The 15,187-nt window shown below is 66.4% G+C and carries 11 protein-coding genes; 5 read left to right on the top strand and 6 right to left on the bottom strand.

Features of this window, described 5'->3' with window-relative positions:
- Window positions 1–320: 320 nt before the first annotated feature.
- Complete coding sequence (gene trpA, locus G4L39_RS03495) at window positions 321–1,121, top strand: tryptophan synthase subunit alpha (protein ID WP_165105951.1); 801 nt, start codon at window positions 321–323, stop codon at window positions 1,119–1,121.
- A 55-nt stretch (window positions 1,122–1,176) separates the two neighbouring features.
- Here the strand turns inward: trpA and G4L39_RS03490 are convergent, their stop codons facing one another.
- Complete coding sequence (locus G4L39_RS03490; protein WP_165105950.1) at window positions 1,177–2,475, bottom strand: bifunctional folylpolyglutamate synthase/dihydrofolate synthase; 1,299 nt, start codon at window positions 2,473–2,475, stop codon at window positions 1,177–1,179.
- Between the two features lie 519 nt (window positions 2,476–2,994).
- Here G4L39_RS03490 and G4L39_RS03485 point away from each other — a divergent pair.
- Entirely contained in the window at window positions 2,995–4,218 is a 1,224-nt protein-coding gene (locus tag G4L39_RS03485; protein WP_165105948.1) for an efflux RND transporter periplasmic adaptor subunit, read from the top strand.
- On the opposite strand, the gene G4L39_RS03480 is transcribed toward G4L39_RS03485, so the two are convergent.
- From G4L39_RS03480 to G4L39_RS03470, 3 genes are all read right to left on the bottom strand, one after another.
- Entirely contained in the window at window positions 4,208–4,912 is a 705-nt protein-coding gene (locus tag G4L39_RS03480; protein WP_165105947.1) for a phosphorylase family protein, read from the bottom strand. The genes G4L39_RS03485 and G4L39_RS03480 overlap by 11 nt on opposite strands.
- Before the next feature lie 91 nt (window positions 4,913–5,003).
- Complete coding sequence (locus tag G4L39_RS03475) at window positions 5,004–5,720, bottom strand: ribonuclease H-like domain-containing protein (protein ID WP_165105945.1); 717 nt, start codon at window positions 5,718–5,720, stop codon at window positions 5,004–5,006.
- A gap of 412 nt (window positions 5,721–6,132) precedes the next feature.
- Entirely contained in the window at window positions 6,133–7,356 is a 1,224-nt protein-coding gene (locus tag G4L39_RS03470; RefSeq protein ID WP_165105944.1) for a 2,3-bisphosphoglycerate-independent phosphoglycerate mutase, read from the bottom strand.
- A 257-nt stretch (window positions 7,357–7,613) separates the two neighbouring features.
- Here G4L39_RS03470 and G4L39_RS03465 point away from each other — a divergent pair, with 257 nt between their 5' ends.
- Window positions 7,614–8,507, top strand: coding sequence for a sugar phosphate isomerase/epimerase family protein (locus tag G4L39_RS03465; protein WP_165105942.1), 894 nt, complete (start codon window positions 7,614–7,616; stop codon window positions 8,505–8,507).
- Window positions 8,508–8,639: 132 nt separating this feature from the next.
- Here G4L39_RS03465 and G4L39_RS15330 read toward each other — a convergent pair whose 3' ends face one another.
- Window positions 8,640–10,886 (bottom strand): GreA/GreB family elongation factor, encoded by a 2,247-nt coding sequence (locus tag G4L39_RS15330; RefSeq protein WP_165105941.1) that lies wholly within the window; start codon window positions 10,884–10,886, stop codon window positions 8,640–8,642.
- A 61-nt stretch (window positions 10,887–10,947) separates the two neighbouring features.
- Between G4L39_RS15330 and rsmB the strand changes: the two genes are divergently transcribed.
- Window positions 10,948–12,252, top strand: coding sequence for a 16S rRNA (cytosine(967)-C(5))-methyltransferase RsmB (gene rsmB / locus G4L39_RS03455; RefSeq protein WP_165105940.1), 1,305 nt, complete (start codon window positions 10,948–10,950; stop codon window positions 12,250–12,252).
- A 41-nt stretch (window positions 12,253–12,293) separates the two neighbouring features.
- Here the strand turns inward: rsmB and aspS are convergent, their stop codons facing one another.
- Window positions 12,294–14,096: an aspartate--tRNA ligase gene (aspS, locus tag G4L39_RS03450; protein WP_165105938.1), complete on the bottom strand. Its 1,803-nt coding sequence runs from the start codon at window positions 14,094–14,096 to the stop codon at window positions 12,294–12,296.
- 152 nt (window positions 14,097–14,248) lie between these two features.
- Here aspS and G4L39_RS03445 point away from each other — a divergent pair.
- Window positions 14,249–15,187: hypothetical protein (locus G4L39_RS03445; RefSeq protein ID WP_165105937.1), on the top strand; the 939-nt coding region annotated here is incomplete at its 3' end.

Below are 15,187 nucleotides of genomic sequence, written 5' to 3'. Positions count from 1 at the left end.
CCCGGCCATGTGTTCGGGTTGGGACGCGGCGGGTTTGGTCCGGGCAGCCGTCCTGACCTCGGGAACCGTCCCAACGGTGTTCTTCAGGTTTGGGCGCATCAGCGGTTGCAGCCGCTGCTCCGGAGAGGGTTTTGGCGTGACCGGGGGCGGAAATCCACGACCAATCCGGGGCTGCAAAAACCGAGCTTCGCCGGCGGGTTCAGGACGCTGGATCGGTTGCTGGTGAGCGAAACGGACCCGGCAACCGGCGGGTGGGGAGCATGACCGGGCACGGTCTCCGGCGTTGATGGGAGGGCTGCGTCCGGTATCCTGCCGCGGGCATGAATCGAATCGAACAACGTTTCGCCGCGTTGCGCCGGGAGGGGAAGAAGGGCCTCATTGTGTACATTGGCGCCGGCGACCCGGACCTGGCAGCGACACGTGAACTGGCCCTGGCCTTTGATCGGGCCGGGGTGGACATCCTGGAGTTGGGCGTGCCTTTCAGCGATCCGCTGGCGGACGGCCTGGTGAATCAGTTGGCAGCCCAGCGCGGGTTGGCTTCGGGCACCACGCCGCTGGGCGTGTTGGAAACCGTGGCGGAGCTGCGCCGGGAATCGGAGATTCCGGTGGTGTTGTACCTCTACTACAACCTGATGCATCGCATGGGGTTGGAACGGTTCATCGAACGCGCGCGGGCAGCGGGTGTGGACGGGCTGCTTGTGCTGGACCTGCCCCCGGACGAGGACGAGGGTTACGAGGCGGCCATGCGCGGGGCGGGTTTGTGTCCCATTTATCTGGTGGCGCCCACGACACCGGACGAACGGATCGCCACCATCGCCCGGCGGGCCTCCGGGTTCATTTATTACATCTCGCGGGAAGGCGTCACGGGGATGCGCGATCAGTTGGCCGACAACATCGGCACCATGACGGCGCGCATCCGGGCGCACACGAACCTGCCGGTGGCCATCGGTTTTGGCATTTCCACTCCTGAACAGGCGCGCGCCGTGGCGGCCGTTGGCGATGCGGTGGTGGTGGGCAGCGCCGTTGTGCACCGCATCGGTCAATTGGGACGCAGTCCCGCGCTGGTGCCGGAGGTGACCCGGTTTGTCCGCAGCCTTGTGGAAGCGGTCAAATCGGTCTGAGGCCCGGTGGCCGGTCGCGGGGTGCGCCGGGGGTAACAGCTTCCGGATCAGCCGTTCACCCCCCTGCAGCCATCGCAGGGGCTGTCCATGTGTTGAGGGCCTTTTCGTCCCGGCCCGGCGAGCCATGGACACCCAGCGTCTCCAAGGCCTGACCCACGAGGTAGAGGGATCCGGTGATGACCACCAGGGGTTCGTCGCGCACCTCGTCCAACGCGGCGGGCAGGTTTGGATGCACGGTCACACGGAGCCCGGGCGCCGCCTGACGGCAACTCTCTGCCAATTGCGCCGGATCGGCACTTCGTTCGCTGGGGACCGGCACGCACAACACCCGACCAGCGCGGCCCGCCACCAGTCGCGCGATGCCCGCCAGGTCCTTGTCCGCCATCACACCCAGGATCACGGCGGGGGCCCGGCCGGGATAATGCTCGGTCAATGTGGCGCACAGGGCGGCCATGGCGCCGACGTTGTGGGCGCCGTCCAACACCAGCTCGGTGCCTCCGGGCAGGCGTAGTCGCTGAAACCGGCCGGGCCAGTGTGTCCGCTGCAGCCCCTCCTCCAGTGCGGTCCGGAGGACGGGCAGTTCCTGTTGCAGGACCCGGACGGTCTCGGCCGCCAACGCCGCGTTGCGCCGCTGATGTTCGCCCGGCAGGGGGAGCTGCAGCCGGGCGAGCCATTCCGCCCGGGCGTCCTCGGGGTCAACAACCCGTAACGGGCACCCGAGCCGCAGGGCCGTGGCGCGGATGACCTCAAGTGCTTCCGGTTCATCCGCCGCCGTGAGCGCGGGCCGGCCCGGCTTGAGGATCCCGGCCTTTTCGGCGGCGATTTCCCGCAGGGTGGATCCGAGCCAGCGCTGGTGATCGTAGTGGACGTTGGTGATCACCGCGGCCAGGGGCGTCACGATGTTGGTGGCGTCGAGCCGGCCACCCATGCCCGTCTCCCAGATTACCACGTCGCAGTTCTGCTCGGCGAAGTGGATCAGGGCCATCACCGTGACGACCTCGAAAAACGTCGGGTGATGATCCGGGGGGAACTGGCGGAGCCAGGGTTGCATCCGCTCCACCAGCCGCGCCACCACGGACTCCGCAATCCACTGGCGATTCACCTGAATTCGCTCGCCGAACCGGACCAGGTGCGGTGACGTGTACAGTCCCACCCGGTAACCGGCGTGGCGGTAAATGCTTTCCAAAAACGCGCAAACCGAGCCCTTGCCGTTGGTCCCGGCCACATGGATGAACCGCAGGCGTCGTTCCGGATGCCCGGCAAGGGCGGCCAGACGCCGCGGGTTTTCCAAACCCAGTTTGGCCCCGAACCAACGGAGCCCATACAGGAACTCGATGGCTTCCTCGTACGTCATGGTCGGTTTCGCACCGGTGGACAGCCCGTGTGCCCGGACCTGGTCCTGAATCCCGGCTCACCGGCCGTTCGATGCGGCCTGTTTCACGGCGCCAACACTCGCGGACTTCGCACGGGGCCCCGGCATATGCGGGTGCGCACCGGTGAGCCCCGTCAAAGCCGGGCGGAACATTGGGCCAGTCCAGCCGGCCGCGCAAGCTCCATACCCGAACCCCGACCCGCGCCCAGCCGTCGCCGCTACCGGGGCCCGGGCCCGAAGATCCCGTGCCACGCACATCCCTTGCGGCCGCACCTGTTGGGGCAAATACAGCAAGTAACCACGATTTCGCCGGGATCCGGGCCCAAGCGCGCCATGCATCGCGCGATGCCGGTTGGTGAAGGGTTCTTTTCCCCGGCGGATCCCGGGTCATCGTGCTCTTGCGGTTCTTCGTCCCCGTCGTCGGGGTCCTGACTTTTCCACGCGCCGCCCTCTCCGTACTTTGGACCTCCGGTTTGCCGTCGGACGGCAGCCGCGTGGGCAATGACGGAGACCCGACCATCATCCGAGGAACGGACACGAGGCCCGGTTTGGCGCCGGTGGCGGCGCTGGGCGTTTGGGCTGGTCGTTGCGGGGATCCTGGCGACCTTGCTGGGGATCGGATTGCGGCCGGCAGCCGAGCCGGTGGAGATCGGCACCGTCAGCCGGGGCGCCATGGAAGCCACCCTTCGCGAGGAAGGCAAAACCCGGATCAAAGAACGCTATGTCATCAGCGCCCCGGTTGCGGGAAACCTTCGGCGGATCCCACTGAAGGCCGGTGACCCCGTCCGCGCGGGTGAAACGGTGCTTGCCACGCTGGATCCGCTTCCGGCGGCCCTGTTGGATGCCCGGGCGCGGGCCATGGCCGAGGCCCGGCGCGATGCTGCGCGGGCGGAATTGGAACGGGCCCGGGCGGCCCTGGATTGGGCCCGGGCGGAAGCACGACGGGTCCGGGCACTGTTTGAATCGGGGTCGGCCACACCGCAGGAACGCGATGCAGCCTTGTGGCGCGAGACCGACGCCGCCCAGCAGGCGGCGGCTGCGGAACATCAATTGCGCATGGCGGAGGCGGAGTTGAGGCTTTTCACCGATGCAGCGGACGCTTCCCCCACGAACTCCGGGCCGGTGCAATTGCGGTCCCCGGTGGACGGGCGGGTTCTGCGCGTGTTTGAGACCAGCGCCCGGGTCGTCAGCCCCGGCACGCCGCTTCTGGAGGTGGGCGACCCCACCGATCTGGAGGTGGTCATCGAGGTGCTTTCGCGCGAGGCGGTCACGTTGCAGCCGGGTTTGCCGGTGCGGTTGGAACAGTGGGGCGGGGAAACACCGCTGGAAGCCCGCATTCGCCGCGTGGAACCGTCCGCGTTCACCAAGGTCTCGGCCCTCGGAGTGGAGGAACAGCGGGTGCGGGTCATTGCCGATTTGATCACCCCGCCGGAACGACGGCCCGGACTGGGCGATCAATTCCGCGTGGACGCCGTTGTGATCCTGTGGTCCGCCGACGATGTGCTGAAGGTGCCCGTGGGGGCGCTGTTCCGACGGGGATCGGACTGGGCGGTGTTTGTGCTGGACCGGGGCCGGGCGCGGTTGCGTCCGGTGGCGGTGGGTCATCGGAACGAGCGGGAGGCCGAGATTCGAGACGGTTTGCACGAGGGCGAGACGGTGCTGTTGTATCCCGGCGAGCGTGTCCGCGACGGTCAACGCGTGCGTCCCGTGACGATCAATCCCTGACCGGGTCTGAGACCCCGCGCCCCTCGTCTTGTGGAAGACCGGCCAACGCACGGTCCAACACTGCAGCCAACTGACGGGCGGCCCGTCGGGCGTTGCGGCCCAACCGCAGGAACCGGGCCCACCGGTGGGGCCTCAGTCCAATGGCAAGGAACAGCCGCCCCGCGGCCCAGGAACCGTCCGACCTGACAAACCGGCTGAAGTCCAGGGGCAAATCCTGCCCCGAGGGATCGGAGACGGCCCGCACCACCGCCACCGGAATGGCTGCCGCCCGGCAGACCGCCACGATGGCTGCCGATTCCATGTCCACGGCATCCGCGCCGGTGGCACGCCACAGAGCCGCCTTTTCCATGGCGGTCTGGAGCACCCGGCCCGAGGTGGTAAACCGGCCCGGCAGGGCGCCGGCGGCCCGGAGGCGGCGTTCCCAATGGGGATCGTCCGTTGCAAACAGCACCGTGCCGGCTCCATGGACGGGATTCAGTCCGCCGGCAAACCCGCAGTTCAGGACCGCCACTGGCCGCTCCCGTTCCAGCCAGTGCGCCAGGGTGCGCCGGGCGCAATCCGGTCCCATGCCGGTGACGCGGAACCGGACGCCGTGTGGGTTCGACAAACGCCCCTGTAACAGCCGGACCTCTTGCGGCAGGGCACAACAGACCCACAACCGGGGTGGGTTTGCGTCGTTGCAGCACCCGTTCATGGAATCCGACGCGGGGGATTTCGGTCCGGGCCGCAGCCCTGTGGGCCGAATCCCGGCTTTCCCGCCGGTGCGCCCTTCGGGACGACCGGGTTCATTTGATCCCGGCCAATCGCTCCCGCCACAGCCGGTAGAGCGCCGCCGTGGCCCGGACGTCGCGGAGACAGTACTCCGCCAACTCACGATACCGGCCGGCGGCCAGTAAAGCGCCCACGTCGCGGCCGGTCACGCCCTGGGCTTTGGGGGATTCGATCCCGAAGGCCTTGCAGTAAAAATCAAGGTTGAACCGACGGGCCGCACCCTCCCGACCGCTCACGCCGTAAAAGGTCAGTTGCTCGGCAAGGTCGCAATGCGGCGTGGTGGCAAACCGGTAGCCCAACCAGTCCTTGCGGCTGATGGGCACGTTCAACATCGCCGAGCGCAGGTACAGGAACGGCACGTCAAAACTCCGGCCGTTGAAGGTCACCACCTCCTCGTAATGTCGCGCCACGTCCCAGAAAGCCGTCAGCAATTCCACCTCATCCATGCAGGGCACAAACTCGACGGGGCCGGCCTCGGCGTCCTCCTCGTAGTCGTCGGCCAGGAAAAGGACCTGCCCCCGCAACGTGTCGGCGTTGAGCATGGCGATACACACCACACGCGCCGTCAGCGGCCAGAGACTCATCTGCTGCTGGATTTCCTCCCGCCGCTGGGCGCGTGCGTCCTCATCCGGCAGGCGCTCGGCGTCCCGAAACAGGAACTCCCGCTGCGCCTCGTCGAATTCCTCCATCGGCAGAGCCGCCGTCTCGATGTCGAACACCAAACAAGCCATGCCAGGAATCTCCGCACCCGGGGTCGCCAAAAGAAAACCAGGATGGAAGAGCGGCACCCGAGGGGTCGACCCGGTCTTCCATCCTGGTATTCGTCAGCCCTTATTTCTTCTTCGCGGCTTTCTTCTTTGCGGCTTTCTTCTTGGTTGCCATCTCGGTTCTCACCTCCATTCCAACCAGGGTTGATGGTTCCACGGTTTGAGGACGGGAAATCCGGCAGCAGGGAGAAGAGGAGGCGTGGCGGTGAAGGTTGCAACCCGCTTGCAGTTGCGAGTGATGTGCGCCGTTGCCATCGCTGTCCAAGCGAGCTTCTACACAAGCACGCCTCCGTTTGGCAACAATTTTTTGACGGGCGCACAAAAAAAGCGCCGTCGCACATGGCGACGGCGCCCCTCCGAGCCGGCCGCGAACGGTTCACGCGCCGAATTTGTCAAACATCCGCGCGTTGGCCTGCATCAACCGGATCAAAAACCGCGCCTCAAAGATGCCCAGCGATCCCCGGTTCGCCTCGGCCTCCGTGAACCGTTGCGCGCCGTCGGTGCCACTGTAGCGCGAATGCAACAGCACCGGTTGCGGATGCCACGAGTGCCCCCGCATCGCACACGGCGTGGAGTGATCGCCCGTGATTGCCAGCACGTCCGGCTTCTTTTGCAGCAGCACCGGCAGGGCGGCGTCCACCTCCTCGATGGCCCGTTTCTTGGCCTCGAAATTCCCGTCTTCGCCCGCCTTGTCGGTGGCCTTGTGATGGATGAAGAAGAAGTCGAAGTTGTCGTACTCGGCCAGGTACCGTTCGAACTGTTCCCGGACGTTTTGCGGCCCTTCCAGCTTGGTCATGCCCACCAACTGGGCCAGGCCCTTGTACATCGGGTACACCGCAAGGGCCGCCGCGCGGAGCTGGTATCGGTCCTGGAACAACGGGATGTGCGGCTGATGCGCAATGCCGCGCATCAGAAAGCCGTTGGCCGGTTTCTCGCCCGCCAACACGGGCAGAGCCGCCTGATAAAAGGCCCGAATCAGCCGCGCCATCTTCTGCTGGCGGGGATTGGCGGGATCCCGCGGCGCAGCCTCCGGAATGGGCAGCCCTTCGCGGTTGGGATCGGCATCCGTGAGCGGCCCTTCCAAACCGGGACCGCGGAACACCACCACAAACCGGTGTTCCTTCCCCGGTCGGATGATCACCCGGGTGTCCTCCAGTTGGTGGATCCGCTCCTGCAAGCGGGCGCAGAGCCGTTCGCAAACCTCGGTGGGGATCCGGCCGGCGCGGCGGTCCGTCACAATTCCATTCGCATCCAGTGTGGCAAAGTTGGCCCGCGCACAAACATCGCCGGGCTGAAGGTCCACCCCCAGACCCAGCGCTTCAATCACACCCCGGCCCACCTGGTACTCCACGGGATCGTAACCAAACAGGGCCAGATGGCCCGGCCCGCTCCCGGGCGTGATCCCCGGAGCCACCGGAATCATCCGGCCCAGGGCCGATTCACGTGCGAGCCGGTCCAGGTTCGGCGTCTGCGCCGCTTCCAAGGGCGTACGCCCGCCCTGGTCCGGCGTGGCCACGTCGCCCAACCCATCCAACACCAGCAACACCAGCTTGGCGCCGGTCCGAATCGTCAGTTCCGAGTAAAGATCGTCCAGTTTCATTGCCACCGTCGTTCTTCCCGGCGGGGGAGAACCGCGCCCCTTGCGAACCGTGCCTGCGCGGGCCGGCCCGCCGATCCCGCGCATCTTGACCGCGCCTGCGAAACCGGGTCAAACCCAATTGCTATCGACCCGGCCCCGCACGCCATCCCGGCAGGTCCCTCGACGGCCCCTGCCAACCTCACCGCTACACACCTGACGTTCCCGCACGAAAATCTTGAAGTTCCCACCGGGTTTCGATCGTCTATGCCATGGGACCTATGAAAACGTCGCGACGTCGATTCCTCACCCTGACCGCACTGGGCATGGCAGCCGGGACGGCCCCGGTCACTCTCCCTGCCCAGAACCTGCCCCGACCCCCGCAACCGGCCCGGTTGCGACTCTCCTGCCAGGAGGGTGTGGCCCCGGGCAAAACGCTCACCGAAAAACTTGATTTCCTCGAAGCCCACGGATTCGAGGGAATCGAGCCCTGGGGCGGCGGCCTGCAGGGTCGCGTGGAGGAATTTCAAAAGGCCCTCCAGGGCCGGAAAATCCGGGTCAGCGCCGTCTGCGCCGGATTCGACGGCGTCCTGATCAGCGAAAACGAGGAGGTCCGGCAAAAAGCCATGCGTTCCATCCGGGAAATCCTCACCGCCGCCGGCGCGCTGGGGGCTGTGGGGATGATTGTGGTCCCTGCCTTCAACGGACAGACCAAGCTGGGGCATGTTGAAGCGCGGGAGCTGCTGGTTCGCCTCCTGCCCGAGCTCGGCGAACATGCCCACAAGGCCGGCACGAAAATCCTCCTGGAACCGTTGAACCGGCGCGAAGCCTGGTTCCTGCGTCAGCTGGCCGACGCTGCGGCCATTTGCCGGGACGTCAACCACCCGGGTGTGGCCCTGATGGGCGATTTCTGGCACATGACCTGGGAGGAGCCCAGCGACTTCGCCGCCTTTGTCGCCGCCGGCAAGTACCTCCAGCACGTCCACATCGCCAGTCGCAAGGAACGTAAAATGCCCGGTGAAGATCCGGGCGACAATTACGTGGACGGCTTCCGCGGGCTCAAATTCATCGGCTACCAGAACTTCATCAGCTTCGAGTGCGGGAGCAAAGGGGATCCGCGCCAGAGCATCCCGGCCGCGGTTCGACTCCTGCGGGAACAGTGGGAGGCTGCTTGATCCCTGCCACGAACGGTCCCCGGTCCGTAATGCTCGAGCCTCCGGGAATTGCGCGCCCAAAAGCACGGAGCCCGGGCTCCGGTCCGCGGTTGACAGCCGGCACGCCCGGTTTCAGTCCCGCTCCGGACCCTCTCAACCCACCGATCCCGCGCTGCCGAAGGGCGGTTTGGACTCCGGTTCCCCCGGCTCGGCAGATGCGGCAGATTGAGTCGGGGTAACCTCAGGGGCTGCCACGCCCGCGCCCGGCCCCTCGGCCACCGGTTCACCCGGGTGGTTTGCGTCGGCGGACGCTGCCACCGCGAGGGGTTCGCTCACACCCGGCTGCCCGGCCGAGTGAGGCATCGGCTCCGGCGGGACCGGCTCCGTTGAGGGACCGGAATCCGTGCGTGCCGAACCGGCCGGGGACAGTCCCGACTCGGGAGCCTGCAGAGCGGGTTGGGCCGAGGCTTCCGGCCCGGCCCCGGGGCTTTCGGCCGTTCCACCGGTGTCCCCTCCAACCGGCGCGCCGGCGGTGAGATCCGACCGTGTCCCGCCCGATTCCCCGGCCGGCGCCGCCCCTTGGGCGCGCCGGTAGGGTCGAATGGCCTCAATGCGGTGCCGATGCACCGTGCCTTGAACCTCGAACTCCACCTCCTCTCCCGGTTTATGCCCCATCAGAGCCTGCGCCACGGGCGAGAGATAACTGATGATCCCGCGGTCCGGATCCGAGTCCCAGGCACCCAGCACGGTCAACGTCTCGCGCTGGCCCGTGGTCAGGTCGATCAAATCCACCACCGTACCCGGTCCCACGGCGTCGGCCGGGAAATTGGAAAAATCCGTGCCGCGGGCGCGTACCAACTGCGCTTCCAGCTCCTCCTTGCGACGGAGGAGGATCTTCTGCATCTCCTTGGCCGCCTTGTACTCGTGGTTCTCGCTGAGGTCGCCGTAGCTCCGGGCGATGGCAATCTCGCGCGAGTTGGCCGGGATGCGTTTGTGCACCAGTTCATCGTACTCCGCGCGGCGCCGTTCCAGGCTTTCCCAGGAAACCCAGAAACCCGTGTCCTGTCGGCTCTGTTCGCCCACAATGAGCGATTGAATGGCCGGGTGACTCTTGACCAGGCGGGCCAGCAACGACCGCTTGTCCATGTCGTCAAACACCGGGGAAAATTGCAGCGCCCGCGTCAGGTCCTTGACCACCTCAATATCGGCCGCAGCCGTCAGATCGGCGATCAGTTGCGCGTCCTCCAGAATGAAATCCTGCAGCCGGCTGGTGCGCTTTTCGTTGAACTGATCCCGTTCCAGCGCCGTCAGCATGGCGCGGAACACCTCCGGCCCCAGCACATCCGCAAAGGTGTCGCTCCGTTCCCTGGCCAGCCAGAGCAACAGTTCGCTGCTGGCAGTGTGGTGGCTGATATGCCGTGCCAGCACGTCCTTCACCGCCTCGAGATGCCCTTCCCGCACCAGCAGGTCCACCAGCTCCCGACACACCCGGGCCGAAACCTCGTTGAGCGAGTTGAGCAGAATTTGCACCCACCGGTCCGGCCACGCCTCCCGGAACGCCTCCAGAGCCCGGCGGTGCTTGGCCGCCGGCAGGGCCTCCAACACCGCGCCCGGTTGTTCCAGCGTCCGCCACAACTCCACCGCCGTCAGTTCGCCCTCCGCAGGAGCCAGCCCCACCTGGGACCGCAGATCGTCCCGGACAAAAATCGCCTCCAGCGCCAGCGCCGGTTGGGTCCGCTGATGCGACGCGATGTCCTCGTTCAACGCCTCAATCAACTGCCGCAGCAATCCCTCCCGGTCCTGCAGATCCCCCAGGCTCTTCACCACCTCGGCCACCACCCCCAACCGCGCCTTCAAACCCCTGGCCGCACGAAACGTCTCCAGCAACTGCTCGTCCAGCGTCCGCTCGGTCTCCTCATACACCACCGGCTCGGTCTTCTTCAGCGGCACCTTGAAATGGCCGTCCTTTTTCATTTGACGCCGGACCTGGTCCCACCAAGCCTTCCAGTCCGAGGGAATCACGTCCGGCACCAGCACCTGCTGAATCTGCTCCACCGTCGCCTGCCCCCCATAGCTCTGGAGCACGATGCGGATCAACTCCAGCGGTTGCGTGGCCGCCAACTGACGCAGCCCTTCCAGATCCAGCGCCTTCCGCGCCAGGATATGCGTGGCCGGGATGGGCTTGAGCGCCTCCGAAGCAAACGCCAGATCCATCGTGTGGCCCGGTCGCCCCGCAAAATCGATCGTAAACCGGGCAAACACCGGGTCCATGGACCGAATCCGGCCGAATCCCCAGCTCCGGTGCCAGCAAAAACCGCACGTGGCCAACCGCACCAGGGGCTCGATGTGCCGGGGTTCGATCTTGCCCGCCAGGGCCAGTTTCTCGAATTCTTCTCGCATAGAACGGGTTTGACTCGCTGTCACCGCCAACGCAGGGACAGCACGACCCATAATAAACGAAGTGAGCGCTCAAAGACCAAGAGAAATTGCCGTACGCATCCTGACCCAGCACGCGCGGACGGGGCTCTTCCTCGACACCCTCCTGGAACGCGAGCTGGCCGAACAACCCCTGTCCGCCGCCGACCGCCGCCTCTGCCAGGAACTCGTCTACGGCGTGGTCCGCTGGCGCGCCACCCTCGACTGGCTCATCGCCCGCAAAACCGACAACCCGCCCCAGCCCCAAAAACTCCAGGACATCCTCCGTATCGGCCTCTACCAGATCTTCTGGCTGGACCGCATCCCCGATCACGCCGCCGTCCACGAAACGGTCGAACTCGCCAAACGCCTCGGCCTGACCGCCCAGGCCGGCTTCGTCAACGCCATCCTGCGCAGCTACCTCCGCGAAGCCCCCGCCACCCGCCAGCTCCTCCAGGACCTCCAAATCACAGCACCCCACCTCGGCTGGTCCCACCCCGAATGGCTCGTGCGCCGCTGGCTCGACCGCTGGGGACCGGACCGCACCCGCCAGCTCCTCCACTGGAACAACACACCCGCCCGCAACTACGGCCGCGTCAACCACCTCAAAACCACCACGGCCGACATCCTCCGGCGCTGGCGCTCCGAGGAAAACGTCGAGTGCGACGTCTTCCGCCGTGACTGGTTCGACGACGAGCTGGTGTACGAACTCCGCCGGCACCCGCCCCTGGCCAAAATGCCCTCCTTCCAGGACGGCTGGTTCTACGTCCAGGACCCCAGCACACTTCTGGCCGTCTGGTCCCTCCAGGTCCGGCCCGGCCAGCGCATCCTCGACACCTGCGCCGCACCCGGCGGTAAAACCACCTACATCGCACAGCTCCTCCGCAACCAGGGCCGCATCCTGGCCCGCGACAACGACCCCGAACGCCTCGAAATGCTCCGCGAAAACTGCCAGCGCCTCGGCGTCACCTGCGCCGAAATCCAACCCACCGACGCCTCGCTCCCCGACTGGGCCCGCGCCGGCTTCGATCGCGTCCTGGTGGACGCCCCCTGCTCCAACACCGGCGTACTGCGCCGCCGTGTGGACCTCCGCTGGCGCCTGCAGGGCGACGACCTCCAGCGCATGCCCGCCACCCAGCTCCAGCTCCTTCGCCAGACCGCACCGCACGTCCGCCTCGGCGGCCTCCTCGTCTACAGCACCTGCAGCCTCGAACCCGAGGAAAACGAACAGGTCGTACGCGCCTTCCTCCAAACCGTCCCCGGCTTCGCCCTCGAACACGAGCGCATCCTGCTCCCCTTCGTGGACGGCGTGGACGGCGCCTACGTGGCCCGCCTCCGCCGCAAGGCCTGAACCCCCGTCCGCCGCACGTTCCAAAACGACCCCGGCCCCTCTCAGCCCTTCCCCGCCGGTACCCGCAACTCCAGGTGCAACTCCCGCAATTGCCGCGGGTCCACCGGCCCGGGTGAATCCGTCATCAAACACGTGCCCTTGGCAGTCTTCGGAAACGCAATCACGTCCCGGATGCTGGAAGTCCCGCACAACAGGGCCACCAACCGATCAAACCCCAGCGCAATCCCGCCATGCGGCGGCGCACCATACCGGAACGCCTCCAGCATGTAACCGAATCGCGCCCGCACCAGATCCGGCGGTAACTGCAACACATCCTCAAACACCGTCTTCTGCACCTCCGGTTGATGGATCCGGATCGAGCCACCCCCCAGCTCCACCCCGTTGACCACCACGTCATAGTGCTGGCCGCGCACCCGACGCGGATCGGTCTTCAACAACGGAATGTCCTCCGGCACCGGCGCCGTAAAGGGATGATGCGTCGAGTACCACCGGTTGTTCTCCTTGTCGAAGCTCAACAGCGGGAAGTCCTCCACCCACAGGAAATCAAACCGCAAGGGGTCCACCGACAACCGACCCTCCCGCTGCAACCATTCAATCACCTGCAACCGCAGCCGCCCCAGAATCTCACACGCCACCTGCCACTCGTCCGCCGCAAACAGGATCAGATCCCCCTCCTCCACCCCCAGCCGCGTCCGCAGCGCATCCTTCTCCGCCGTACTGAAGAACTTCACAATCGGCGATTTCCATTCGCCGCCCTCCACCTTGATGTACGCCAGGCCCTTGGCACCAAACTCGCGCGCCAGCTGCGTCAGTTGTTCCATCTGCCCCTGCGTCACGCCGGCCATCCCCCTGGCATTCAGCGCCTTCACCACCCCGCCGGCCGCCACCGCCTGCTGGAACACCTTGAACGCGCTCCCCCGAAACACATCACTCAGATCCACCAGCTCCAAACCCCACCGCGTGTCCGGCTTGTCCGTCCCAAACCGGTCCATCGCATCCCGAAACCGCAACCGCGGAAACGGCCGGCGCAATTCCACCCCCAGCGCCACCCGCCAAATCCGCGCCAACAACCCCTCCACCAGCTCGTAAATGTCCTCCCGCTCCACAAAACTCATCTCAATGTCGATCTGGGTAAACTCCGGCTGGCGGTCCGCCCGCAAATCCTCGTCCCGATAACACCGCGCCAGCTGAAAATACCGTTCCACGCCCGCCACCATCAGGATCTGTTTGAACTGCTGCGGCGACTGCGGCAGCGCGTAAAACAAACCCGGATGATTCCGGCACGGCACCAGAAACTCCCGCGCACCCTCCGGCGTGGACTTGAACAACGTGGGCGTCTCCACCTCCAGAAAACCCTGCTCCTCCAAATACGCCCGCGTCGCCATCGCCACCTTCGAACGCAATTTCAAATTCCGCAGCATCTCCGGCCGGCGCAAATCCAGGTACCGATACCGCAACCGCAACTCCTCGTTCACCCGGGCCGCCTGCTCCGGATCATCCACCGGAAACGGCAACACGTCCGCCCGGTTCAACACCTCCAGCGACCGCACCAACACCTCCACCTCCCCGGTCGCAATCTTCGGATTGGCCGTCCCCTCCGGCCGGCGCCGCACCACGCCCGTCACCCGCACCACGCTCTCCGGCCGCAACGAAGACGCCTGCTCAAACAGCTCCGCCGGCACCTCCGACGGATCAAACACCGTCTGGGTCCGACCCTCCCGATCCCGAATGTCCAGAAAGATCACTCCCCCGAGGTCGCGACGGGAATGCACCCACCCGACCAACGTCACCGTCTGCCCCACATGCTCCGGACGCAGCTCATTGCAATGATGCGTACGCTTCATCGTCCCCCAGCTTTGGGCAAAATCCGCCCCCGAATCCAGAGCAAACCTGTGACCGATCCGCCGCACCAGCCCCCATGCCCGCCCCCCCACCGCCAAACCCCCAAACCCATTTGCCCCTTGTCACCCCGCCCCTCCGGGCTAAAGTGAGCCGCGTGGACCGCCCACTCATGGCCCACAGCAGCCTCGTCAACCCTGCCGGCGCCCGACGCCTCACCGGACCGGCCGGAGCGCCGCTGCGTTGTGCCCGGGCAACCCCGTGGACCGTGGCCCTCCGCCTGTGCACATGGATCGCACTGGCCCTCCTCCTCCCCCACCGGCTCCACGCCCAGCTCACCGTTGAGGTGGAACTGAGCCAGCAACAATTCCTCCCCGGCGAACCCATGCCCGTCGCCGTCCGCATCGTCAACCTCTCCGGCCAAACCCTCCACCTCGGCCAGGACAACGACTGGCTCCAGTTCTCCATCGAGGGGGAAAACAACCGCGTGGTCCGCCAGCTCGGCCAGCCCTCCGTCCGGGAACCGTTCACCCTGGAGTCCTCGCGCCGCGCCACGGTGCGACTGGACCTCGCACCCTACTTCGAACTGACCCGGCCCGGCCGCTACGAATTGCGCGCCACCGTCCACATCCCCGCCTGGGACCGCGAGTTCTCCAGCCCCCCCGCCCAATTCTACATCATCACCGGCGCCCGCCTGTGGGAACGTGAATTCGGCCTGCCCACCACCGACCCCGGCACCCCGCCGGTCATGCGCAAGTACATCCTCCAGGAGGCCAACTACCTCAAGCGCAACCTCCGACTCTACCTGCGCATCACCGACCCCGCCGAAACCCAAACCTACAAGGTCGTACCCCTCGGCCCCATCGTCTCCTTCGCCAACCCGCAGCCCCAGCTCGACAGCGCCAGCAACCTCCACCTCCTCTTCCAAAACGGCCGCGTCACCTGCGCCTATTACGTCCTCAACCCCGAAGGCGACATTCTCGTCCGCCAAACCTGGCTCATCGCCGGATCGCGACCCCGGTTAAGCGCCGATGCAGACGGCCGGATCATCGTCGTCGGCGGCCAGCGCCGTTACAGCCCCGATGACATCCCGCCC

The sequence above is a fragment of the Limisphaera ngatamarikiensis genome (genome assembly GCF_011044775.1).
Taxonomy (GTDB): domain Bacteria; phylum Verrucomicrobiota; class Verrucomicrobiia; order Limisphaerales; family Limisphaeraceae; genus Limisphaera; species Limisphaera ngatamarikiensis.
This window is presented reverse-complemented; position numbering and strand designations above follow the sequence as displayed.